General features: G+C 60.1%; 22 protein-coding genes and 1 pseudogene. 17 read left to right on the forward strand and 6 right to left on the reverse strand.

The features are described 5' to 3' along the window. Nucleotides 1–8: 8 nt before the first annotated feature. The 4 genes from moaB to FHT87_RS12450 all read right to left on the reverse strand — a co-directional run bounded on the left by moaB (nucleotide 9) and on the right by FHT87_RS12450 (nucleotide 4,500). Nucleotides 9–560, reverse strand: coding sequence for a molybdenum cofactor biosynthesis protein B (moaB, locus tag FHT87_RS12435; RefSeq protein WP_183729081.1), 552 nt, complete (start codon nucleotides 558–560; stop codon nucleotides 9–11). After that, on the reverse strand, nucleotides 560–1,453 hold the full coding sequence (locus tag FHT87_RS12440) for a 4-(cytidine 5'-diphospho)-2-C-methyl-D-erythritol kinase (RefSeq protein WP_183802187.1): 894 nt from the start codon (nucleotides 1,451–1,453) through the stop codon (nucleotides 560–562). The genes moaB and FHT87_RS12440 overlap by 1 nt, the downstream gene beginning before the upstream one ends. A gap of 6 nt (nucleotides 1,454–1,459) precedes the next feature. Next, complete coding sequence (locus FHT87_RS12445; protein WP_183802190.1) at nucleotides 1,460–3,292, reverse strand: tetratricopeptide repeat protein; 1,833 nt, start codon at nucleotides 3,290–3,292, stop codon at nucleotides 1,460–1,462. A gap of 191 nt (nucleotides 3,293–3,483) precedes the next feature. Beyond that, the gene (locus tag FHT87_RS12450) at nucleotides 3,484–4,500 is read right to left on the reverse strand and encodes a polyprenyl synthetase family protein (RefSeq protein ID WP_183729088.1); all 1,017 of its coding nucleotides are present in this window, start codon (nucleotides 4,498–4,500) and stop codon (nucleotides 3,484–3,486) included. A gap of 109 nt (nucleotides 4,501–4,609) precedes the next feature. Here FHT87_RS12450 and FHT87_RS12455 point away from each other — a divergent pair, with 109 nt between their 5' ends. Together FHT87_RS12455 and FHT87_RS12460 are read left to right on the forward strand one after the other, a co-directional pair. Then, the gene (locus FHT87_RS12455; RefSeq protein ID WP_183729093.1) at nucleotides 4,610–4,837 is read left to right on the forward strand and encodes a DUF2007 domain-containing protein; all 228 of its coding nucleotides are present in this window, start codon (nucleotides 4,610–4,612) and stop codon (nucleotides 4,835–4,837) included. Between the two features lie 4 nt (nucleotides 4,838–4,841). Continuing rightward, complete coding sequence (locus tag FHT87_RS12460) at nucleotides 4,842–5,618, forward strand: methyltransferase (RefSeq protein WP_183802193.1); 777 nt, start codon at nucleotides 4,842–4,844, stop codon at nucleotides 5,616–5,618. Nucleotides 5,619–5,646: 28 nt separating this feature from the next. On the opposite strand, the gene FHT87_RS12465 is transcribed toward FHT87_RS12460, so the two are convergent. Further along, a complete protein-coding gene (locus FHT87_RS12465) occupies nucleotides 5,647–6,990 on the reverse strand; it encodes an Nramp family divalent metal transporter (RefSeq protein WP_183802196.1) in 1,344 nt (447 codons plus the stop codon). 192 nt (nucleotides 6,991–7,182) lie between these two features. Between FHT87_RS12465 and FHT87_RS12470 the strand changes: the two genes are divergently transcribed. From FHT87_RS12470 to FHT87_RS12530, 14 genes and pseudogenes are all read left to right on the forward strand, one after another. Then, nucleotides 7,183–8,043, forward strand: a complete 861-nt coding sequence (locus tag FHT87_RS12470) for a S49 family peptidase (RefSeq protein ID WP_183802199.1) — start codon at nucleotides 7,183–7,185, stop codon at nucleotides 8,041–8,043. An 18-nt stretch (nucleotides 8,044–8,061) separates the two neighbouring features. Then, nucleotides 8,062–8,253 (forward strand): hypothetical protein, encoded by a 192-nt coding sequence (locus FHT87_RS12475; RefSeq protein WP_183729104.1) that lies wholly within the window; start codon nucleotides 8,062–8,064, stop codon nucleotides 8,251–8,253. A gap of 60 nt (nucleotides 8,254–8,313) precedes the next feature. After that, the gene (locus FHT87_RS12480) at nucleotides 8,314–8,544 is read left to right on the forward strand and encodes an AbrB/MazE/SpoVT family DNA-binding domain-containing protein (protein ID WP_183729107.1); all 231 of its coding nucleotides are present in this window, start codon (nucleotides 8,314–8,316) and stop codon (nucleotides 8,542–8,544) included. Next, nucleotides 8,544–8,936, forward strand: a complete 393-nt coding sequence (locus FHT87_RS12485) for a PIN domain-containing protein (protein WP_183729110.1) — start codon at nucleotides 8,544–8,546, stop codon at nucleotides 8,934–8,936. Before FHT87_RS12480 ends, FHT87_RS12485 begins: the two co-directional genes overlap by 1 nt. An 84-nt stretch (nucleotides 8,937–9,020) precedes the next feature. Further along, complete coding sequence (locus FHT87_RS12490) at nucleotides 9,021–9,980, forward strand: glycine--tRNA ligase subunit alpha (RefSeq protein ID WP_246698105.1); 960 nt, start codon at nucleotides 9,021–9,023, stop codon at nucleotides 9,978–9,980. Then, nucleotides 9,977–10,236, forward strand: a pseudogene (locus FHT87_RS31530) (hypothetical protein). Before FHT87_RS12490 ends, FHT87_RS31530 begins: the two are co-directional and overlap by 4 nt. A 269-nt stretch (nucleotides 10,237–10,505) precedes the next feature. Next, the gene (locus FHT87_RS12495; RefSeq protein WP_210277840.1) at nucleotides 10,506–12,218 is read left to right on the forward strand and encodes a DUF2207 domain-containing protein; all 1,713 of its coding nucleotides are present in this window, start codon (nucleotides 10,506–10,508) and stop codon (nucleotides 12,216–12,218) included. A gap of 111 nt (nucleotides 12,219–12,329) precedes the next feature. Further along, nucleotides 12,330–12,881 carry a LemA family protein gene (locus tag FHT87_RS12500; protein ID WP_183729112.1) on the forward strand — a complete coding sequence of 184 codons (552 nt, stop codon included), beginning with the start codon at nucleotides 12,330–12,332 and terminating at the stop codon, nucleotides 12,879–12,881. Nucleotides 12,882–12,964: 83 nt separating this feature from the next. Further along, entirely contained in the window at nucleotides 12,965–14,236 is a 1,272-nt protein-coding gene (aroA, locus tag FHT87_RS12505; RefSeq protein ID WP_183729115.1) for a 3-phosphoshikimate 1-carboxyvinyltransferase, read from the forward strand. 45 nt (nucleotides 14,237–14,281) lie between these two features. Beyond that, a complete protein-coding gene (locus FHT87_RS12510; RefSeq protein ID WP_183802202.1) occupies nucleotides 14,282–16,219 on the forward strand; it encodes a DUF2207 domain-containing protein in 1,938 nt (645 codons plus the stop codon). A gap of 91 nt (nucleotides 16,220–16,310) precedes the next feature. Continuing rightward, entirely contained in the window at nucleotides 16,311–17,582 is a 1,272-nt protein-coding gene (gene purD, locus FHT87_RS12515; protein ID WP_183729121.1) for a phosphoribosylamine--glycine ligase, read from the forward strand. Between the two features lie 108 nt (nucleotides 17,583–17,690). Then, on the forward strand, nucleotides 17,691–18,143 hold the full coding sequence (locus FHT87_RS12520) for a plant virulence effector HPE1-like domain-containing protein (RefSeq protein WP_183729125.1): 453 nt from the start codon (nucleotides 17,691–17,693) through the stop codon (nucleotides 18,141–18,143). Nucleotides 18,144–18,493: 350 nt separating this feature from the next. Then, nucleotides 18,494–20,317: a methyl-accepting chemotaxis protein gene (locus tag FHT87_RS12525; RefSeq protein WP_183802205.1), complete on the forward strand. Its 1,824-nt coding sequence runs from the start codon at nucleotides 18,494–18,496 to the stop codon at nucleotides 20,315–20,317. A gap of 277 nt (nucleotides 20,318–20,594) precedes the next feature. Beyond that, nucleotides 20,595–22,418, forward strand: a complete 1,824-nt coding sequence (locus FHT87_RS12530) for a methyl-accepting chemotaxis protein (RefSeq protein WP_183802208.1) — start codon at nucleotides 20,595–20,597, stop codon at nucleotides 22,416–22,418. A 100-nt stretch (nucleotides 22,419–22,518) separates the two neighbouring features. On the opposite strand, the gene FHT87_RS12535 is transcribed toward FHT87_RS12530, so the two are convergent. Further along, nucleotides 22,519–23,427 carry a LysR family transcriptional regulator gene (locus FHT87_RS12535; RefSeq protein ID WP_183802211.1) on the reverse strand — a complete coding sequence of 303 codons (909 nt, stop codon included), beginning with the start codon at nucleotides 23,425–23,427 and terminating at the stop codon, nucleotides 22,519–22,521. A gap of 97 nt (nucleotides 23,428–23,524) precedes the next feature. Here FHT87_RS12535 and FHT87_RS12540 point away from each other — a divergent pair, with 97 nt between their 5' ends. Beyond that, entirely contained in the window at nucleotides 23,525–23,734 is a 210-nt protein-coding gene (locus FHT87_RS12540) for a 4-oxalocrotonate tautomerase family protein (protein ID WP_007817881.1), read from the forward strand. Nucleotide 23,735 lies beyond the last annotated feature (1 nt).

A 23,735-nucleotide genomic window follows, 5' to 3' on the forward strand; every position in this document is an offset into this window, starting at 1 on the left:
TGGCCAGTCTACTTCGTCGCGCCGCGTTTCAGGTGTTCGTCCAGACGCGGTATGATCTCCACGAAATTGCAGGGCATATGGCGATAGTCGAGCTGTGCCTCCAAGATGCCGTCCCACGCATCCTTGCAGGCGCCAGGAGAGCCCGGCAGCACGAAGATGAAGGTAGCGTTGGCGACGCCCGCCGTGGCGCGCGACTGAATTGTCGAGGTGCCGATCTTGTCATAGGAAATGCGGTGGAATACCGCAGAAAATCCATCCATCCGCTTTTCGAAGAGCGATTCCAGAGCGTCGGGTGTCACGTCGCGGCCAGTAAAGCCGGTCCCGCCCGTGGTGATGACGACGTCGATTTCCTTGGCCTCCGTCCAGGCGCGCACGCGTGCAGTGATCCTCTCGCGGTCGTCAGGCACGATGTCGCGGTCGATCAACTGATGTCCGGCTTTCGCAATCCGTGCCGCCAGCGTGTCGCCGGATTTGTCATCGGCCAGCGTGCGGGTATCCGAAACCGTCAGCACGGCGATACCGAGGGGAACAAAAGCGCGTGTTTCGTCCAAGCCTGCCATCATGCACCTCCTGCAAAAGTCTCCGTTGCCTGGAAATACCAGCCCGGGCGGGCGGCGTGAAGACGCTCGGCTGCGCGCAACGCAGCAACGGGTGTCTCGAAGATGCCGAAGCAGGTCGCGCCAGAGCCGGACATGCGGGTGAAAAGCGCGCCTTCCGCTGTGAGCATGTTCGAAATCTCGGCGATTTCGGGAACCAGCTCTCGCGCCGGCGGCTCGAGATCATTGCGTGTCGCCCGTATGGCTTCCATCCAGTGCGGCGCCTTGATCAGGACCAGCGGAGGATTGTTCTTGGTCGCAAGCCGCCGGAAAACCTCGGGCGTGGAAACACCTTTCAAAGGGTTGGCAAGCACCATGGCGAAGGAGGGCAGGGCGTCGGCCGTCTCGATCTCTTCGCCGATACCGCGTGCGATCAACGGCGCGCTTTTGAGGCACATCGGCACGTCGGCTCCAAGTTTCAGTGCCAGTGCGGCAATGATGTCAGCCGGAAGTGCAACATCCCACAGGCGCACCAGCCCGCGCAACGTCGCTGCGGCATCGGCGGAACCGCCACCGATGCCGGAAGCGACCGGCAGGTTCTTTTCCAGATGGATGCGAACAGGCGGAGTCCCGCCTGCCGCTTCCCGCAGCAGGTCACGCGCCTTCAGCACCAGATTAGTGCCGGGATCATCGGCGAGCACATCGGCGAACTGGCCGGAAAGCGTGAAATCATCGGCATCGGCAGCCGCAAAACCCAACCGGTCGCCGTGCCGTGCGAACGTCACAAGCATTTCGAGAAGATGAAAGCCGTCAGGCCTCTGGCCCGTCACATGCAGGGCAAGATTGATTTTTGCGCAGGCATCTTCAGTAATGGCGAAGTCGCCGAGCCCGGAAAGCAGCATGCCCGTTTCAGGCATGCGGCGTCAGGATTTCTTGTCGACCGGCGGCGGCGTCACCGGCTGCGGGTCCGGCTGCTTCTTGTCGACGGTCTTGGAGTCGTCATCCTGTGCAGGCAAGCCGTTGGCGACCTTTTCCTTGATCTTCGGGATCTGAGCTTCCTCGGGTTCGGAGGCAAGCGCCCGGTTCCACTGATAGACGGCTTCCAGCTTGCGGCCCACGCGCCAGTAGGCATCGCCGAGGTGGTCGTTGATTGTCGCGTCGCCAGCCTTGATCTGCGCCGCACGTTCCAACTCGTCGACAGCATCGTTGTAACGGTTGAGGCGGAAGTAGGCCCAGCCGAGCGAATCGATGATGTAGCCGTCGTCAGGACGCAGCTCAACGGCTTTCTTGATCATCTCAAGGCCTTCGTCGAGGTTGCGGTTCATGTCGATCCAGGAATAGCCGAGATAGTTCAGAACCTGCGGCTGGTTCGGATTGAGGTCGAGCGCCTTGCGGAAGTTAGGTTCCGCCTGATCCCATTTCTTCAGCCGCTCATAGGCGATGCCGCGCTGGAAGAAGACGCTCCAGTCTGCGCGGCCCGGCAACGGCCCGATCACTTCGACAGCCTTGTCGTAATTATCGGCCATCGCCTGATAGTCCTTGGCGTCGGAAAGCACGCTGCCATAGGCGAGATAGCTTCTGACATCCTTCGGGTCAGACGTGATCAACGCCTGCAGGTGCTTGCGGGCCTCGTCTACCTTGCCGCCCTGGGCGAGCGCCAGGCCCAGCTGTAATTCGGAAATGCGGCGCATCGGCGAATTCGCCGGCACTTTCTGGTAAAGCGCGATCGCGCGGTCCATCTGGTTCTGCTTTTCGGCAATGCCGCCGAGCAGCACCAGCGTATCGGCGCTGTTCGGATCGAGCGCGTTGGCCGTCTGCAGATAGAGCGAGACAATGTCTTCGGCGCCGTCACGGTTCAGCGCGCCGCCGACAGAGAAGAGCACGCCGGCAGCCCCTTCTTCGGCGCTCTTGACCTGCTGTTCCTGCTTTTCGCCCTTCTCTATGCTGTCGCGCAGCGCGTTCAGGGGGGCGTAGTTCGGCAGCAGGTTGTCGCCGACCGAGACGGCGTCGAGCGCCTTCTGCCTGTTGCCCTGCGAGGCTTCGAGGCGGGCGAGCGCCATGATGGCGCGCATGAACGTATCAGGGGCAGTCGCTCCGCCTTCCTTGTCCAGCACAGCATCGTTGAGATGCCGGCGGGCGGATTTGACGTCGCCGTTGACGATGGCGATCGCACCGGCATTGTAATTCTGGAAGATGCGGACCCAATCAGGTCCCTTCATCTTCTCGACCATGGCGAGCCCTTCCTTACCGCGGCCGGCACCGACGCGCGCCCAGGCAAGCAGAAGGTCGTTCATCATGCGGTCGAGATCGTTCGGCCCGTCATATTTCAGGATCGATTCCGCGGTCTTGAATTCGCCGCGGCGCATCGCATCCATGCCGCGCACGATCGTGGTGATACGCTCGACGGTCGGATCGCCTTTCAGGTCGTTGGCATATTTCACGCCGTCCTTGATGTCGCCATTGAGCAGCAGCGAAATCATCAGGCGCTGGCGAATTTCCGGATTGCCCGGCTCGATCTGCAGGGCCTTCTTGTAGAGCTCGATTGCGGTCGGATAGTCGTGATCCACATCGGCTGTGCGGGCAGCAAGGAACGCGCCCGAGAACGTGGAAACGCTGTCCGGATCGAAGGTCACGGTTTTGCTGGCGTCATCTGCCTTGGCCGCGTCTTCGGCGCTCACGCCGCCGATCCCACCGAGCGAAAGGACCGCCGCCAGGGCTGCGCTCGAAAGGAGACGGGTGACAAATCTCTGCCGCATTAGAAAACCTTTCTTCAGGAACGGCCGGAACAACGCGCCGACCGCAAAATCAGTTGCAAACACTGATTCACAACAGGATGGCTTTTTTGAAGCGGCCCTGCAAGAAATTCAGCCCACGTTCAAGGACGTTTGATCGGCGCGCGCCGCCCAAAGCTGTGCGGGCGGCTTTGTGCCTAAGATCGCGACACGCCTTAGTTCACGCGCTCGATGCAGAAGTCGATGACTTCCATCAGGGCTGATTTCCAGAGGCTGTCCGGCAGCGGCGCGAGCGCGTCCCGCGCAATCGTTCCATAGTGGACCGCCCGCTGGATCGTGTCGTTCAGCGTGCCATATTTGGTGATCAGGCCAAGCGCCTTTTCCAGATTGGCATCGCTGCTGTTGCCGCCTTCGATCGCATCGCGCCAGAAAGCACGTTCGTCCTGCGTGCCGCGGCGATAGGCGAGGATGATCGGCAGGGTAATCTTGCCCTCGCGGAAATCATCCCCGACATTCTTGCCGAGATCGGCAGCCTTGCCGCCGTAGTCGAGCGCATCGTCGACGAGCTGAAAGGCGAGGCCGAGATTCATGCCGTAAGATTTCAGCGCATTGCGGCCGGACTTGTTGGTCTCGGCAACGATCGGTCCGACTTCGGCGGCGGCGGCAAAGAGTGCTGCCGTCTTGGCGCGGATGACGGAGAGGTAGTCGTCCTCGGTCGTTTCCATATTCTTTGCGACGGAAAGCTGCAGCACTTCACCCTCGGCGATGACGCAAGCTGCAGAGGAAAGCACGTCGAGCGCCTCCAGCGAGCCGACCTCCACCATCATGCGGAAGGCCTGACCGAGCAGGAAGTCACCGACGAGAACGCTTGCCTGATTGCCCCAGATCGTGCGAGCGGTCGACTTGCCGCGGCGCAGGTCGCTTTCGTCCACCACGTCGTCATGCAGCAGCGTCGCCGTATGCATGAACTCGACCGAGGTCGCGAGTTTGATGTGGTTCTCGCCCCGGTAGCCGAAGAGCGAGGCCGCGGCGAGCGTCAGCATCGGCCGCAGGCGCTTGCCGCCGGAGGAGATGAGATGGTTCGCCACCTCCGGAATCATCTGGACATCGGAGCCGGCCTTGGAAAGGATAAGCTGGTTCACCCGCTCCATGTCAGCCTTGGTGAGGTCCACCAGCGGCTTTATGGAAGCCAGTTTGTTTTTGTTTTCTTCAAGCGGTATGACCACGCCCAACGACCCGGACTCCTGTTCATTCGTTGCCTTTGACAATAGAAAGGGGCGATGGAGGCGGCAAGGGGTGAATTGTCGCTGCCAGCAAATTCGGAAGGGAAAATGACGGCAAATGCATGAGCTTATCCGCGCAAACGATCCCGTTCTGCTCTCATTTGCCGAGAGCCTCATGAAGGATGCGGGAATTGCGTGCTTCATCGCAGATCAGGGCATGAGCGTGCTGGAGGGCTCGCTCGGCATGCTGCCGCGCCGCCTGCTGGTAGACGAGGCGATGGCCGATCAAGCTCGGCGCATCTTGACCGATGCCGGCCTCGGGGCCGAGCTTCGGGAGCGGAAGTGAAAAAATGACGCAGGCCGTGGCTGACACCATAGACGCCTTCCATCGCGGCCTCTTCCATATCGTCCAGCCGAAGGGCAGGGGGCATCGTGCCGGCATGGATGCCATGCTACTGGCTGCCCTCGTCGCCGATGATCGCCCAATAAAAGTGGCCGATCTCGGTGCTGGTGCAGGTGCGGCGGGTCTTGCCGTCGCGTCCCGCCTTCCGAAGGCTGAGGTCGTGCTATTCGAGCGATCGGCCGAGATGGCAAACTACGCCCGCCGCAGCATCGACCTGCCTGACAACGCCCATATGGCGGGCCGCATCTCGGTCATCGAGGCCGATGTCACGCTGACGGCCAAGGCACGCAATGACGCGGGCCTGATCGACGAGAGCTTCGATCACGTTATTATGAACCCGCCGTTCAACGATGCCGGCGATCGCAGGACGCCGGATGCGCTGAAGGCCGAGGCGCATGCCATGACCGATGGCCTGTTCGAACGCTGGGTTCGCACGGCCGGCGCCATCATGATACCGGGCGGACAATTGTCGCTGATCGCGAGGCCGCAATCGATCGCCGAGATCATTGATGCCTGCGGCAAGCGCTTCGGCGGCATCGAGATCACTGCCATCCATCCGCGTGAAGGGGAAAATGCCGTCCGCATCCTCGTGACGGCGATCAAGGGCTCACGCGCACGGCTTTCGCTGCGTGCGCCCCTCATCATGCACGAAGAGGGGAGCCACAAGTTCTCCCCTCTCGTCGATGATTTCAACAATGGCCGTGCGGCCTATGCCAGGCTTTAAATCAACTGGATTTGCATGAGAGCAAATCCTAACCGCCAGTCACGAAGTCGAGGAGCAGTTTGACGTTGAGGCCGGCAATCACCACGGCAACTACATAGGCGATGGCGCTCAGCCACTTCGGTGCCACCAACTCGCCCATCTTCGCCTTGCTCGCCGTGAACATCACGAGCGGGAAGACAGCGAAGGAAAGCTGCAGGCTGAGCACCACCTGGGTCAGGATCAGCAGTTCCGCCGTGCCTTGATCGCCATACCAGATCGTCACGAAAGCCGCGGGAACGATCGCGATGGCGCGGGTGATCAGGCGCCGCACCCACGGCTTCAGCCGGATTTTCAGGAAGCCTTCCATGACGATCTGCCCGGCAAGCGTGGCGGTGACCGTGGAGTTCAGGCCGCAGCAGAGCAGCGCAATGCCGAAGAGGGTCGGCGCAATCGCAAGGCCGAGCAGCGGCGACAGCAGCGAATGCGCCTCACCAAGTTCCACCACGTCTGTCTTGCCGTTGGCATTGAAGGCGGCCGCGGCAAGGATCAGGATCGAGGCGTTGATCAGGAGTGCGAAGCAGAGAGCCACGGTGGAGTCTAGCGTCGCAAAGGTCAGCGCTTCCTTCTTCTCTGGCACGGTATGGCCGTAGGAGCGTGTCTGCACGATGCCGGAGTGAAGGTAGAGATTGTGCGGCATCACGGTCGCGCCGAGAATACCGAGCGCCAGGTAGAGCATTTCCGGATTGGTGACGACCTCGGTCGTGGGGAAGAAGCCCTTGATGACGGCGCCCCATTGCGGGTCGGCAAGGAAGATCTGCACCGCAAAGCAGATCGCGATGACGCCGAGCAGCGTGATGATGAAGGCCTCCATCCAGCGGAAGCCGAGCCTCTGCAGCAGAAGGATGACGAAGACGTCGAGCGCGGTGATCAGCACGCCGATTTCGAGCGGAATTCCAAAAAGCAGATTGAGACCGATCGCCGTGCCGATCACCTCTGCGATATCGGTGGCGATGATGGCGATTTCCGCAAAGGCCCAGAGCGGCACTGCGACATAGCTTGGATAGGCATCGCGACAGGCCTGCGCCAGGTCGCGGCCGGAGCCGATCGCAAGACGCGCGCAAAGCGATTGAAGCACGATTGCCATGATGTTCGAAAGCAGTGCGACGGTGAGCAGCGCATAGCCGAACTTCGATCCGCCGGCGAGCGAGGTCGCCCAGTTGCCGGGGTCCATGTAGCCGACCGCAACCATGTAGCCCGGGCCGAGGAAGGCTGCCGCGCGCCGCCACGTGGAGCTGTGCCGCCCCGTACCAACCGTACGGTAGACGTCGGAGAGTGAAGCTTCCCCGCGCTCGGTCCGCCAGCCGCCCTTTGCATTCGGATTTATAATGTCCATGCCATTCTCACCTGTTTGCCAGGCCGGCACTATGCCTGATTAGAATGACAATGCAAGTCATTCGCAATAAGGAATCGGAGAACGACGTTTTGGAAACGTAGCCATTGCGTTTGTCGCTGCAGCGCATACATGCAATGCCCTTGTAATGTGCATATGCATGCTGGCGCTGCCGATCATGGTGAAGGAAGAGAAATGGCTGGATTTCTGAGAAAGCTGATGCCGAAGCGGTTTCGCGCGGACGGGATCGTCATCCCCGTCGTCAGGCTGCAGGGCGCGATCATCAGTGGTGGCGGCCAATTCCGCCCGACCCTCAATCTCGCCAATGTCGCGCCGGTTCTGGAGAAGGCCTTCTCCGTGAAGGACACGCCCGCCGTTGCCATCTCCATCAATTCGCCCGGCGGCTCGCCTGTCCAGTCCCGCCTCATCTTCACGCGCATCCGCGAACTTGCGCGCGAAAAGCAGAAGAAGGTGTTGGTCTTCGTGGAAGATGTCGCGGCGTCCGGCGGCTACATGATCGCGCTGGCGGGCGATGAGATCATCGCCGACCCGACGTCCATCGTCGGCTCGATCGGTGTCGTCTCGGGCGGTTTCGGTTTTCCGGAACTATTGAAGAAGATTGGCGTGGAACGTCGCGTCTATACGGCCGGTGAAAATAAGGTGATCCTCGACCCCTTCCAGCCCGAGAAGGAAAAGGACATCGAATATCTGAAGAGCCTGCAGCTCGAGATCCACCAGGTCTTCATCTCCATGGTGCGCGAGCGGCGCACCGGCAAGCTGACGGATGATACGACCGTCTTTTCCGGCCTCTTCTGGAGCGGCACGCGCGGCCTGGAGCTCGGCCTCATCGATGGGCTCGGCGACATGCGCCAGGAACTGAAGAAACGCTATGGCCCGAAGACGAAGCTGCAGCTCGTTACGGCCACTCGCGGCCTGCTCGGCCGCCGTATTCCCGGTATCTCGCCGGTCTCGCTCGAAAGCGCGGCATCAGGCCTCGCATCGGGGCTTGTCGAAGCGGCTGAGGAAAGAGCATTGTGGAGCCGTTACGGGCTTTGACGGGAGAAACGAGGGGACATGGCACAGCTTATCACGTTATTGATCCTCGTCTGCGTGGGCTGGTGGCTGTATCGCCGCTTCGTCTCTGATGCGCGGAAGCTTGCTGAAAAATCCCGCCGCGCCGAGAAGGAGCGGCAGACCGGAGCTATCGGCACGCTGGTGAAGGACCCGGCGACGGGTGAATATCGCCTCAAGCGGGAAGACGAATAGAAGCTTCCTGGGAAGACAGCATAATGATATACATAAATAAAAGTATATCCTGAGGTGACCATGCAAGTCGCAAAATGGGGAAATAGCCTGGCGGTCCGCATCCCTGCGAAAGTTGCCGATGCTCTGGGGCTGAAGGAAGGCGACGATGTCGTCGTACGCATCGCCGAGGACAATGCCTTCGAAATAAAGAGGGACGATAGCCGCGAAAGGGCATTGGAAAGAATTAGACGCTTCAGGCGCAAGCTGCCGCCGGACTGGAAGTTTGATCGCGACGAAGCAAACGCTCGCTGATGCCTTTTATAGACACAAACATCGTGGTCTATGCGTTCAGCGATGACGTTCGGTCGGATAAGGCGCAAGCATTGCTCGCCGCTTCGCCGGTCATCAGCGCTCAGGTACTGAACGAGTTTGCCAATATCGGCCGCAAGAAGCTGGCTATGTCATGGTCCGAAATTCGGGAGGCGGTGGGAAGCATTCTAATATTGGTGTCAGCAGTTGTGGCGCTGGATGACGATCTTACCATCGCCGCGCTCGATCTTGCCGACCATTATCGCTTTTCATTCTATGACGCCCTGATTGTCGCTGCCGCTCTCAGGGCCGGTTGCGACCAACTCTATTCCGAAGACATGCAGGCCGGATTGATTGTCGAAAAGCAACTGACGATCGTCAATCCGTTTCTGTAGCGTACTCGGACGGCGAGGCCCTTGACCCCTGTCGCCCTCCGTGGCACCTGTCGCGCTCATATTCCAAGCAACCGGTACCGTCCCATGTCTGCTGCCATTCCCGATCACATGAACCCCAAGCGCTCCTTCCAGGCGCTGATCCTGACCCTGCATAATTACTGGGCGGACAAGGGTTGTGCGGTTCTGCAGCCCTATGACATGGAAGTCGGCGCCGGCACCTTCCACCCGGCCACTACGTTGCGCGCGCTCGGCCCGAAGCCGTGGAAGGCAGCCTATGTCCAGCCGTCCCGTCGTCCCTCCGACGGCCGCTACGGCGAGAACCCGAACCGCCTGCAGCATTATTACCAGTACCAGGTCATCCTGAAGCCGAACCCGCCGAACCTGCAGGAGCTTTATCTCGGATCGCTCGCCGCCATCGGCCTCGATCCGCTGCTGCACGATATCCGCTTCGTCGAGGACGATTGGGAAAGCCCGACGCTCGGTGCCTGGGGCCTTGGTTGGGAATGCTGGTGCGACGGCATGGAAGTCTCGCAGTTCACCTATTTCCAGCAGATCTGCGGCATCGAATGCTCGCCGGTTGCGGGTGAACTGACCTACGGTCTCGAGCGCCTCGCCATGTATGTGCAGGGCGTCGACAACGTCTACGACCTGAACTTCAATGGCCGCGAAGGCGACGAGAAGATCAGCTATGGCGATGTCTTCCTGCAGGCCGAGCAGGAATATTCCCGCCATAATTTCGAATTCGCCAATACCGAGATGCTGCATCGCCATTTCATCGATGCCGAGAAGGAATGCCAGGCGCTGCTCGCCGCCGGCGCGCCGGGCGACAATGCCAACCAGCGCCTGCACAAATGCGTCTTCCCGGCCTACGACCAATGCATCAAGGCCAGCCACGTCTTCAACCTGCTCGATGCCCGCGGTGTTATCTCCGTGACCGAACGCCAGAGCTACATCCTGCGCGTGCGCACGCTCGCCAAAGCCTGCGGCGAAGCCTTCCTGCTGACTGATGCCGGCGGCGTCAACCTGAACAGCGAGGCGGCATGACGCAAAAGCCTGCTAGCCGTATCGTCTGGCAAGGCACCGGGAAGTTGACTGTCGGCCGCTTGCTGGCGAAAAGCTTGGGCGCGCGGCTCATCGCCGATCCGAGGCGCTCAAGCTGACGGATACGGCGAGGCTGCAGCAGCTCCGGGCAACCTATAAATTGCTGCGCGGGCTGGCTGAACACACGGTCGAAATCGATACGACGGACCTTTCGCCGGAGCGGACGGCGGCTCGAATTCTCGCGCATATCAGTGGTTGACGACAGCCGAGATCCTGCGTCGTTGCCCGAAGATTTCCGCGAAACCTTGCCGTGCTGGCGGCGTCAACTGACGAGCGACTCGAAAATTCCCGTCGCTTCAGGGCCAACCTTCTTTTGTATTGCGTAAAACACCACTACGTTGTCAGCTGTTGTGACAACGTAAGCTTCGGTATCTCTTTTTGAAGAACGATATTCTTTACTTTAAATTTTCAGATGAGAATTTCGCCGCCAAGGTGTTGCGTCTTTTAGCATGGCCCATCTTATGCGCCATGCTGGTCGTTCTGACGTCGTGCAGCGATTTTGACAAGGAGTTCACGGTCCAGTCGGCAAACAGTACGGTTGAAGTCTACACCGACGGCACTGGCTTCGTGTCGGAGTTCTTCGACATCGCAGTAAAAAAGGCAGAAAATTACGGCGGCGTCTACGTCGATATCCCTCAACGTTTCACGGATGCGTCAGGGGGTGTTCACTGGCGAGATTTCCAATTGGCCGCAGCCCGGCGCGACGGACGCGACGAATACTTTTCCCGGGAAAACAACGTACCGGGCTACTCGATCTACATCGGAGCGGAGCACTGCAAAAACTGCTCTGCAGATCTGCCCACCGGTCTTACAAAGATCCAGATCGTTTACTGGCTCGGACGCCTGGTTCGTCAGGAAGGCGGCCGCGAGGTTCTCTTCCTGCCTGCCTATATGGGCCGCGTGCACGGCCAGGGTGCCAAAAAAACGCTGACTCTGAAGCTGCCGCCAGGGGGAACGTTGCGCCCTTCGCAACAGGATCGGACGGCGGCCTATGACGTGGTGAGGAGCGCACCGAATGAGATCCAGGTGTCTATTCCAGCAGGTAAAGGGGACCGAGTCCTACCTAACATCGAGGTCGAATATCCCGCTGGGACCTTTGTGACCGTAACGAGTGGCAAGCGGGTAGAGTGGTGGCTCTCCGATCACTTTCTCCCATTCATCAGCATTTCGGGACTGCTCATCGCCGGTCTGTTTATCCTCAATAGGTGGCGGGGCTGGCGATTGCCTGCATGTTCGATTGCTGTCGATAGCAAGGAGACGGAGAGCATATCGCCTGCTCTAGCCGCCTATTTATTCTTGGACTGGAAGCCCGGTGCTGCAAAGGCGGCCTTCATGGCGTCTGCCTGCCATCTCGCAATGAAAAGAATGCTTCGCCTTTCTGGCCTCGGCGAGGATTGCGAAGCTTCGGATTTGTCTGCCAGACAGGTGCGGAAGAAGGGTAAGGTGGCGCGCGCCAGATGGTACGGTCTTCCAGCTGTGACGCGTTCGGTATTTGGCCGAATTGAAGGGGAACGGCCTGTCAATGACCGGCGGACAGTCGTAAATGCCCTGTACGGTTTCGAACGTGACTTGCATCAGATCGTCGCTGAGGAATATCGGAAAATCAGAGGCGGTGTTGATCGAACACGGCTGGCAACTGCGGCTATCATTCTGGCCCTTGGCGTTGCCGTCGCCTATTTTACCGGTCTTTTGCGCTATTCCGCCGCCATCTCAGGGTTATTGTTGATTGTTTTTGTGGTTGTAACCATATTCCGCCATCCTGAGCGGTTTCCTGTGGCAACCGGCACCGCCGAGCAGTTCAAGCAGGCGCTTGGTTTGATGGTGGGTCTTCCGGTGATGGTGATTGTTGCACTTGTTTATATCGGCACGACTGAGGTGATCAGCGAACAGTGGCCGTATCTGATGGCGATCTTGCTGCACATTGCCGGCATCATTGCGGTTTTGGCGATGTTGCGCATGCCAACGTCGAAGCAGCGGCGGATCCGCAACAACATTCTAAATTTGAGTCGTTATTTCAACGGCGAGATGGATGGCCCGGCAATGTCGGTCGAATGCTACGAGCACTATCTCCCGTTCGCGGTTGCGCTTGATGTCGAGCAACGCTGGACCGAACGCTTCAATCTGTGGCGAGAGAGCCAAAAGATGGATGCCTATGCTCCGGATTGGCGGATCAGTTCTTAGAGACATTGTGAATTCGAAGTCTGCTTGAATTCCGCGAAGACGTCCGCGCCGAGATGACTTTCCCAACCCGAATCACTAACGTGCGATCATCAAATCGGGGAGCCCATCTGCATGTACGTGATACTCGCTATTCTCGTCGTCATCGCACTCTACGTCGTCTTCATCTACAACGGCCTGGTACGCTCCCGGCAGATGGCGGAGGAAGCCTGGTCGGGCATCGACGTCCAGCTCAAGCGCCGCGCGGACCTGATCCCGAACCTGATCGAGACGGTTAAAGGCTATGCCGCCCACGAGAAAAACACGCTCGAAGAGGTCGTCGAACTCAGGAACAAGGCGCAGGCCGTTCCCGCTGGCGATGTGGCCGGCAGGGCGCAGGCGGAAGGTCTGCTCGGCCAGGCGCTCGGCCGTGTGTTGGCGCTCGCCGAAGCCTATCCCGATCTCAAGGCCAACCAGAATTTCTCCGAGCTTCAGGCCTCGCTGGAAACGATGGAAAGCGAAATCCAGATGGCGCGGCGCTATTACAATGGCGCTGCCCGCGATCTGAACGTCAAGGTCGAGAGCTTCCCGTCGAACCTCGTCGCCGGCCAGTTCGGCTTCTCCAAGCGCGAATATTTCGAAATCGCCAACGAGGCGGACCGCGCCGTACCGACGGTCAAGTTCTGACCTTTGTCTTTGCGCAAAAACTGCTATGAGCAGTCCGACAAGGCCGTCCACGGCCGCTGCAATCGACAGAAGAGACAAGCGCAATGAGTAAAGCCAAGCTCACCATCATCCCGCCGGGCAAGCCGCTGGCCGGTCGTGCCGTGCCGCCGGGCTCGAAGTCGATCACCAATCGTGCGCTGCTGCTGGCAGGCCTTGCCAAGGGCACGAGCCGGCTGACCGGCGCGCTGAAGAGCGACGACACGAAATATATGGCCGAGGCGCTCAGGGCCATGGGTGTGCAGATCGACGAGCCCGATGAGACGACCTTCGTCGTGACCGGCAGTGGTAAGCTTCATCAGCCGAAAGCGCCGCTCTTCCTCGGCAATGCCGGCACGGCGACGCGTTTCCTGACGGCTGCCGTTGCCTCCGTCGAAGGCACGGTGGTGGTCGATGGCGACGAGCATATGCGCAAGCGGCCGATCGGCCCGCTGGTTGCAGCGCTGAAGTCACTTGGACTTGATGCGGAGGCGCCGACCGGCTGCCCGCCGGTGACCGTGCGCGGCAACGGGCATTTCGCTTCGGGCCGTGTTGAGATCGATGCGGGGCTGTCGAGCCAGTATGTATCCGCGCTTCTGATGGCGGCACCGCTTGCTAAGCAAGGCGCCAATGCGCCTGTCACGATTGCGCTTGCCGGTACCGATATCGGCGCCCGCGGTTATGTCGATCTGACACTTGCCGCCATGGAAGCCTTCGGCGCCAAGGTGGAACAGCTCGATGCGGCGACCTGGCGTGTCCAGCCGACCGGCTATACAGCAGCCGATTTCGTCATCGAGCCGGATGCATCCGCAGCGACTTATCTCTGGGCGGCCGAAGTTTTGAGCGGCGGCAAGATCGACCTTGGCGTGGCGAACGATGCCTTCACCCAGCCGGATGCCAAGGCTTATGAGACGATCGCCAAGTTCCCGCATCTGCCGGCCGAAATAGACGGTTCGCAGATGCAGGACGCTGTGCCGACGATCGCCGTTCTCGCCGCTTTCAACGAGACGCCGGTCCGCTTCGTCGGCATCGCCAACCTGCGCGTCAAGGAATGCGACCGTATTCGTGCCGTGTCGACGGGGCTCAACAATATCCGCGAAGGTCTGGCAGTCGAGGAAGGTGACGATCTGATCGTCCATTCCGATCCCGATCTCGCGGGTCAGACGCTGCCGGCCGAGATCGACACCTTTGCCGACCATCGCATCGCCATGAGTTTTGCGCTTGCCGGCCTGAAGATCGATGGCATCACGATTCTCGACCCTGACTGCGTCGGCAAGACCTTCCCGGCTTACTGGCGCACGCTTGCGGGGCTGGGGGTAGCCTACAAAGACGAGGCCTAGGGATCGCGAGACGCCATAGGCTGAACCGCAATCGGGGGAGGGGACATGGTCCAGCGGTTTATCGGCATTTGCTTCGCGCTATTGCTGATGCTGACGGCGCGGGCAGCCATAGGCGCCGAATTCATCGCCTCCTTCGATTCCGCCATCCAGTTGGAAAAGAGCGGAGCGATGACGGTGGCGGAAACGATCACCGTCAATGCCGAAGGCAATCGCATCCGGCGAGGCATCTTCCGCGATATTCCGCTGACCTTCAGGGATGCGGGCGGACGACGCCGCAGCGTCGATTTCAGCGTCGTCTCGGTCAAGCGCGACGGCAGGGACGAGCCCTGGCATACGGAGTCCGTCACCGGCGGTATCCGCATCTATGCCGGCTCCGAAGACGTGACGATCTCTCCCGGCCGCCACCAATATGTCTTCACCTATAAAACGAACCGCCAGATCCGTTACTTCGACGATCATGATGAGCTTTATTGGAACGTCACCGGCAACGGCTGGATTTTTCCGATCCGCTCGGCAGTAGTGACGGTCACCTTTCCGCAGGGCGTCGTGCCGGAAGATGTCACTGTCTTCACTGGCCCCGTCGGTGCCACTGGCAAGAATGCGCGAGCGAACGTGGACGACGGCCGACTGGTCGTTGCAACCACCGCTCCCCTCGGCGAGGAGGAGGGACTGACCTTTGCGGCGAAACTGCCGAAAGGTGCGATCGATCCACCGAGCGCCGATCAGGAAAGCAGCTGGTGGTTCAGCGATAACAGGAACTATTTCATCGGTTTCGGCGGTCTTATCCTCGTCTTTCTCTATTACACGCGCTCCTGGCTGAAGGTTGGCCGCGATCCGGCACGTGAGATCGTCGTACCGCGCTGGGATCCGCCCTCCGGCATCTCTCCGGCGCTCGTCAATTACATCGACAACAGGGGTTTTTCCGGCCAGGGCTGGACGGCGCTTTCGGCCACGGCGCTCGATCTTGCCGTGCGTGGTTACGTCAGGTTGGAAGATCTCAAGGACTCCATCATCATCCGCCGCACCGACAAGCCGCTCGGCAAGGAGAAGCTCCAGGTTGGCGAGGCGGAACTCCTGAAGGCCGTCGGCGGCAGCGGCGATACGCTTACGATCGACAAGGCCAACGGCGAAAAGGTCAAATCCGTCGGGCAGAGCTTCCGGTCCTCGATCGAACGGGAGCATCGCGGCAAATATTACAATTCCAATGCCGGTTATATCACTGGCGGCGTGATCTTGAGCGCCGCGGCCCTGGTAGCGCTCTTCGTCTTCGGCTCGCTGGAGCCGGATACGATCGTGCTGATGATCATCCCCATCGGCATTTCCGTCTTTCTGTCCGTCTTCGTCGCGGGTTTTGCGAAGGCCCTGCATCGCGGCCGTTCGCTTGTGAGCAAGATTTTCGCGGTCATTGCCATTGCGATCGCCGTTTTTGTGGGCTTAAGCATTCTCTCGGCCGTCGTGCTGGCGCTCGGCTCTTCGCTGATGGAATTCCACGAAACGCCCATGCTCTTTGCGGTCGGCGGCATCGTGCTCTTCAATATCCTCTATTTCTTCATCATGGGGGCGCCGACGCCGCTTGGCGCCAAGATGACGGCCGGTGTCGATGGCCTGCGGCAATATCTGACGCTCGCCGAAAAAGACCGCATGAACATGGCGGGCGCACCGCAAATGTCGCCGCAGCATTTCGAAACCCTGTTGCCCTATGCCGTGGCGCTCGGTGTCGAAAAACCCTGGTCGCGCACCTTCGAGACTTGGCTGGCTGCGGCTTCCGCAGGGGCGGCCGCGGCTGCCTATAATCCTGGCTGGTATTCCGGCAATTTCAACAGCGGCAGTTTTTCCGATCGCATCGGCAGCTTCTCCTCATCGATGGCCTCGACGATTGCCTCCACCATTCCGTCACCGCCGCCCTCCAGTTCGTCCTCGGGTTTTTCCGGCGGCGGCTCGTCTGGCGGAGGCGGCGGTGGTGGCGGAGGCGGGGGCTGGTGAGCTTTCCCGCTTGACCTTTCGGGCCTTCCCGCTTAACCGCCAGACCAACAGGCCCGGCCAATAGGCCAGACCAGTAGGAAAGGGATCAGGCATGAAGGTTCTGTTGATCGGATCGGGCGGACGCGAGCACGCACTCGCCTGGAAGCTGGCGCAATCGCCGCTGATGACGGAATTCTACGCCGCGCCCGGCAACCCCGGCATCGCCGAACATGCGACACTGGTTGCGGTCGATATCGATGACCACGATGCGGTCGTCGCCTTCTGCCGCGAAAAGGCGATCGATTTCGTCGTCGTCGGACCGGAGGCTCCGCTGGTTGCCGGCATTGCCGACCGACTACGCGCCGCAGGCTTTGCCGTCTTTGGCCCGTCGGCCGCCGCTGCCCAGCTCGAAGGCTCCAAGGGCTTCACCAAGGATATCTGCGCCCGCTACGACATTCCGACCGGTGCCTATCAGCGTTTCAACAACGCGCCAAAGGCCAAGGCCTATATCCGTGAACAGGGCGCGCCGATCGTCGTCAAGGCCGATGGTCTTGCCGCCGGCAAGGGTGTCACCGTTGCCATGACACTGGACGAGGCATTGGCCGCTGTGGACGATTGTTTCGAAGGTGCTTTCGGCGAGGCCGGGGCCGAAGTCGTCGTCGAAGCCTATCTCGATGGCGAGGAAGCGAGCTTCTTCTGCCTTTGCGACGGAAAGAGCGCTTTGCCGCTGGCAACCGCACAAGACCACAAGCGCGTTGGCGAAGGCGATACCGGCCCGAATACCGGCGGTATGGGCGCCTATTCGCCGGCACCCGTCATGACGGCCGAGATGACCGAGCGCACGATGAAGGAGATTATCGAGCCGACCATTCGCGGCATGGCCGAAAGCGGCCATTCCTTCAGCGGGGTTTTCTTTGCGGGCCTGATGATCACCGCCAAGGGGCCGGAACTCATCGAATACAATGTCCGCTTCGGCGATCCGGAATGCCAGGTGCTGATGATGCGGCTCAAAAGCGATCTCCTGCCGCTGTTGCTCGCCTGTGCCAATGGCACGCTGGACCAACTCGAGGCGGAATGGACCGAGGATCCGGCGCTGACCGTCGTCATGGCCTCGAAAGGCTATCCGGGCGCCTATGAGAAGAACACCCCGATCCTCGCGCTGCCGGAAGCCGGTGAGGGAGAGAAGGTGTTTCACGCCGGCACATCGCTGAAGGATGGCGCGCTTGTCGCCACCGGCGGCCGCGTCCTCAACGTGACGGCGACGGGTCGCACGGTCGGCGAGGCGAAGGACCGCGCCTATGCCCTGCTGGACGGGGTGAAATGGGAAAACGGCTTCTGCCGCCGCGATATCGGCTGGCGCGCGGTCGAACGCGAAAAGGCATAGGGCGCGGCCAGACAACGGCTCGCTTCGCTAAATTTTTACTCTTTCCTCTGACGGGATGGAAACAAAGCTGCGCTAATCTGGCTCCCGATATAAGACGGAGTAGGGCTGATGCATCGGATTTTCCTCAGTGCAGTATTTCTGCTGGCGGCTGGTTCCGCCATGGCCGGCTCGATCGAAGTGGTCGGGCCGAGCAAGCCGAAGGACGCTGGCAGCATCATTACTGAGACCTGCGACCATTGCCCGCCGCTTCGGACGGAAGCCTCCAAGAAGGATTATTCGGTACCGGAGCTGCGTCCCGGCGCTTTCCAGCAGGCCGAGGTCCGTGATGTCGATGGAGAAAAGAAGATCTATCGCACCGAAAACTGGATGGGTGGTTCCCCCGTCCTCTTCGTGAGCAAGGCAACGCCCGAGCAGATGCTTGCACTGGCCCCGCCGGTGCCCAGCGAAGGTATCGACAATGAGGCGACGGCAGCTGTGATCGGCGGCGATGCGAAGCCCGTGGCGGCCGGTATGGGTGGCATCACACCTCTCGACGTTTCCGCGTTTGAGCTCCGTTTCTAATTCAGACCTCTTGCCACTCCGATCAAAGTTTCGATCGTCGCGAACGCACCCTGAAGAAAAGCAGGGTGCGTTTTGTCTATTTTAAATAAGAATATTCTAATTTATTTGATTGCAATTACAAAGAACTGCAACTTATACAATTCTGCAAGAAGATACCCATCAATTTTACTAGGCTCGCCGAGTAGAAGCTCTGCCTTTGTTAAAAGATAATTTAATCATTCACATTAATTTTACTTACCGAGGGACCGGAGGACGCATGATTGCGCTAGCTGAGCGCCCGATGTTTCGCGCGCAGGTCGGAAGTTGACCGATCCGGGATACTGCTTTTCACCTTTTCCGTGAGGTCAATCATGAAGAAGCTCAAGATTGCCCATCAGCTTTTTGCGCTGATTGGTGTTTTGATGGCTGCATTTGCAGTCGCAACCTATTTTGAGATCCGTACATCCGAGCAGGCGATCTATGATGAGCGTTTCGATATGCTTCGCACGCAGGTCGAATCGGGCATCTCCGTCCTCAATACTTTCTACGAACGCGAAAAAGCCGGCCAGATGACGCATGAGGCCGCCCAGGCCGAAGCTTTCGACGTCCTGAAGCGCGTTACCTTCCAGCCATCAGGTTATCTCTTCGGCTTCGATTACAATGTCGTCCTGCTCTTCCATCCGAGCCCGGCCAATATCGGCAAGGACATGAGCGGACAGATCGACAAGACAGGCGCGAAATTCAGCCAGGCGCTCGTCGACCGCGGCAAGGCCGGCGGCGGCCGTACCCTCTACTATTGGAGCAAGCCCGGCCAGCCGGAAGACCAGCTCTTCCTCAAGGGCGGTTATTCCAAGGCCTTCGAACCTTGGAAGATCGTCGTCGGCACCGGCGTCTATCTCGACGACCTCCAGCAGAAGGTCAATGCGACGATCTGGAAGGCGTTGACCGCCTCGCTGATCGTCTTCGTCTGCGGTATCGGCGCCGCCGCCTATTTCATCCGCGGCATCTCCAGTCCGCTGAAGGATGTGCATACCGCTCTGCAGGCTGTGGCTGAAGAGAATGTCTCGCTTGATATCCCGCATACGGGCATGAACAACGAAGTCGGCATGATGGCGAAGGCGACGCAATCGCTGCAGGAAAAGATCCGGGAACGTCACGCGATGTCGGATCGCGAGGCTGCCCAGCAGCTGGCGCTCGAAAACGAGCGCGAAACCAACCTGCGCCATCAGCAGGACGAAGCCTCGCTGCAGGCCCGTGTCGTCAGCACCATCGGCCAGGCTCTGGAGCAGATCGCCCACGGCGACCTGACGGTGCGCTGCGCCGACATCGGCCAGAAATACGCGGCTCTGCGCGACAACTTCAACGATGCGCTCTCGCATCTGGAAGCGGCCATGGCCCAGGTCAGCGCCAAGGGCGGTGACATCGGCGTCGCCAAGGAAGAGATCCGTCGCGCCTCCAACGAACTGTCGCAACGCACCGAGCGTCAGGCCGCAAGCCTGGAAGAAACCTCGGCTGCTCTCGACGAGCTGACCGTTGCCGTGCGCCAGACCGCCGATGGCGCTCATGAGGCCAGCAAGCGGGTTCACTCGGTCTCGACGGAAGCCACCCACAGCGATGCGATCGTCACGCAGGCGATCGAAGCCATGAGCGGCATCGAAAAGTCCTCGTCTGAGATCACCAAGATCATCGGCGTCATCGACGAAATCGCCTTCCAAACCAACCTCTTGGCTCTGAATGCCGGTGTCGAGGCAGCACGTGCCGGCGAAAGCGGCAAGGGCTTTGCCGTCGTCGCTCAGGAAGTGCGTGAACTGGCCCAGCGCTCGGCGGCTGCCGCCAAGGAGATCAAGGACCAGATCGCCCGCTCCTCCAGCCAGGTCGACCACGGTGTCCGCCTCGTCGGCGAGGCCGGCGAAGCGCTGAAGCGCATCTCCGACCAGATCAAGGCTGCCAACGAGATCGTTGCCAAGATCGCCCACAGCGCGTCTGAACAGGATACGACGCTGCGCTCGATCTCGTCCTCGATGAACCAGCTCGACGCCGCCACCCAGCAGAACGCCGCCATGGCCGAAGAGACCACGGCATCGGCCGAAACGCTGGCTGCCGACACCGACGAACTGCTCGGCCTTATCAGAGGCTTCCGCGTCGGCAACGCTGCGGCGGCTCCCGCCATGCATCAGGGGCGCCGCGCCGCATAAACGGGGCGCAGACGTCAGGCCTTTTCATCACCAAAGCATTAGCGGCCGCCGGATGTAAATCCGGCGGTTTTGCTTCTGACGCCCCCAGATTTACAGGGAAATTTTGCTCAAAATCTAATAAAATTAAAGCTTTATTATAGGATGAATGCCAATCGTAGCGAACCGGTCGCAGCATGTTCTTTTAGCAGCGGTAGATGCGTCGCCTTCATCCGGCGCGCTCGCACAGGCGGTAGAAAACCGCACCGGAATGCAACCCCCATTCCTGTTGCGAGGCATCATGAAGAATCTGAAAATATCGAAGCAGCTTATCTTGCTGGTCGTCGGCCTGATGGTAGCGTTTGCGATCGCAACCACCCTCCAGGTCCGCTCCTCGGTCGATGCGATCTATAAGGAACGCTATGACATGCTGCGTTCGGAGGTCCAGTCCGCGGTCTCCGTTCTCAAGTTCTATCAGGCGAAGGTGACTTCAGGCGAAATGAAGCTGGAAGACGCCCAGAAACAGGCCTACGCCACCGTCAATGCTATGAAATACGATCCGGATGGCTATTTCTTCGGCTATGACTACGACGTTAAGATGATATTCCACTATGACGCCTCGAAAGTCGGGCAGATCAACAAGGGGCAGCCGGACAGCAAAGGCAAGCTCTATCGCGAAGAGTTGGTCAAGCTCGGGCAGCAGGGCGGCGGTCTTGTCGAATATTATTCCACAGCCAAACCCGGCCAGCCTGTTGGCGATTATCGCAAGACGGCCTATGCAATGGCCTTCGATCCCTGGAAGGTTGTTGTTAGTAGCGGAGTCTACATGGACGATCTCGATGCCCAGGTGAACGACAAGATCCTGGCGGCGCTGTCTGGCAGCATCGTCCTGTTCTTCTTCGCCCTTGTCGCCGCCTATCTGGTCATCCGCGGCATATCGAACCCGTTGAAGGACGTGCATACCGCTCTGCAGGCGGTTGCCGACGAAGATGTCTCGCTTGATATCCCGCATACGGGCATGAACAACGAAGTCGGCATGATGGCGAAGGCGACGCAATCGCTGCAGGAAAAGATCCGGGAGCGTCACGCGATGTCGGATCGCGAGGCTGCCCAGCAGCTGGCGCTCGAAAACGAGCGCGAAACCAACCTGCGCCATCAGCAGGACGAAGCCTCGCTGCAGGCCCGTGTCGTCAGCACCATCGGCCAGGCTCTGGAGCAGATCGCCCACGGCGACCTGACGGTGCGCTGCGCCGACATCGGCCAGAAATACGCGGCTCTGCGCGACAACTTCAACGATGCGCTCTCGCATCTGGAAGCGGCCATGGCCCAGGTCAGCGCCAAGGGCGGTGACATCGGCGTCGCCAAGGAAGAGATCCGTCGCGCCTCCAACGAACTGTCGCAACGCACCGAGCGTCAGGCCGCAAGCCTGGAAGAAACCTCGGCTGCTCTCGACGAGCTGACCGTTGCCGTGCGCCAGACCGCCGATGGCGCTCATGAGGCCAGCAAGCGGGTTCACTCGGTCTCGACGGAAGCCACCCACAGCGATGCGATCGTCACGCAGGCGATCGAAGCCATGAGCGGCATCGAAAAGTCCTCGTCTGAGATCACCAAGATCATCGGCGTCATCGACGAAATCGCCTTCCAAACCAACCTCTTGGCTCTGAATGCCGGTGTCGAGGCAGCACGTGCCGGCGAAAGCGGCAAGGGCTTTGCCGTCGTCGCTCAGGAAGTGCGTGAACTGGCCCAGCGCTCGGCGGCTGCCGCCAAGGAGATCAAGGACCAGATCGCCCGCTCCTCCAGCCAGGTCGACCACGGTGTCCGCCTCGTCGGCGAGGCCGGCGAAGCGCTGAAGCGCATCTCCGACCAGATCAAGGCTGCCAACGAGATCGTTGCCAAGATCGCCCACAGCGCGTCTGAACAGGATACGACGCTGCGCTCGATCTCGTCCTCGATGAACCAGCTCGACGCCGCCACCCAGCAGAACGCCGCCATGGCCGAAGAGACCACGGCATCGGCCGAAACGCTGGCTGCCGACACCGACGAACTGCTCGGCCTTATCAGAGGCTTCCGCGTCGGCAACGCTGCGGCGGCTCCCGCCATGCATCAGGGGCGCCGCGCCGCATAAACGGGGCGCAGACGTCAGGCCTTTTCATCACCAAAGCATTAGCGGCCGCCGGATGTAAATCCGGCGGTCGTGTTCTTTTCCGGGAAGATGTCGGAAAGCGCTATATACTGGGCGCTGCATCGGAAATGCAGGCCCGGAACCAGCGCTGCGCTGGATGTGCATCATTGCGCCGATGCCATGACAGGACAAAAGGGATGCTGTCGAGCGAGATAGGCGGCTCCAGCAAGGCGAGCTCGTCCGAATGACCCGAAGCCGCCACGACACCGGCCATCAAGGTGGCGATCATGTTGGAGCGGGCAATCAGCAGCGGTGCGGCATACATATTCGGAAGGGTCAGCGCGAGCCGTCGCTGATGCCCTTTTTTCGCCAGCGCTGCATCGACATGGCCGAAGCGCTCGTTCTCTGGCGAGACGAGCAGATGCGGAAGAGCCAGAAATGCATCGAGATTGAGCGCGCTCCTTGCAGCTGGATGACCCTTCCTGACGATACAGACGAAACGCTCCTCGAACAGAGGCTGGGTCAGAATGCGTCCTGTTTTCGTTGCGGGCACGCCGACCGTAGCATCAACTTCTCCCGAATCCAGCAGGTCGATGGCGTCGTCACGCGCACTGAAATTCCTGACCTGCAATGTCGTGGCCGGAGCCGCCTTGGCGAGAAGAGTAACGAGCTGCGGGAGAAGCGCGAAAGTCGGATGGTCGGAAAGGCCGATCGTGAAGGTGGCGGACGAGGTCGAGGGATCGAACGCCTGCGTAAAAGCAAGCGTGCGCTGGATTTCGGCAAGGGCGCGCGACAAGGGTTCGGCGAGATCAAGCGCCCGTGGTGTCGGCTGCAACCCCTGCGGCCCGCGCACCAGCAACTCATCCTTGAGAAGGTTGCGCAACCGGGCCAAAGCAGCGCTCATCGCCGGCTGCGTTCGGCCGATGCGAATGCCGGCCTTCGTCACGCTCCGTTCCTTCATGAGCGCGTCGAAGGCGACAATCAGATTGAGATCGATACCGTGCAAATCCATGGCATGGATGAATGCATATACTTCATATCAATTTCAAGCATGTTCCCGATGCCGCTAGGTTTGCTTTGTCACAACACAAACCGGGCAGGAGTTCATCATGCCATTTGCAAACTACAAGTTTCCCGAGGGTACTCTGACCGCAGAGCAGAAGGAGGACATCATCCTCCGAACGACGGCCATGTTCGTCGACTTTTTCGGGGAGGGCGTTCGCCCCTACACCATGGTCCTCGTCGATGAGGTCGTCGACGGCGGTTATGGCCGCGCAGGCGAAACCCTCACGATCGCCAAGATGCAAAAGGGACGATGAG

The sequence above is a fragment of the Rhizobium sp. BK316 genome, from assembly GCF_014193695.1.
GTDB lineage: Bacteria > Pseudomonadota > Alphaproteobacteria > Rhizobiales > Rhizobiaceae > Rhizobium.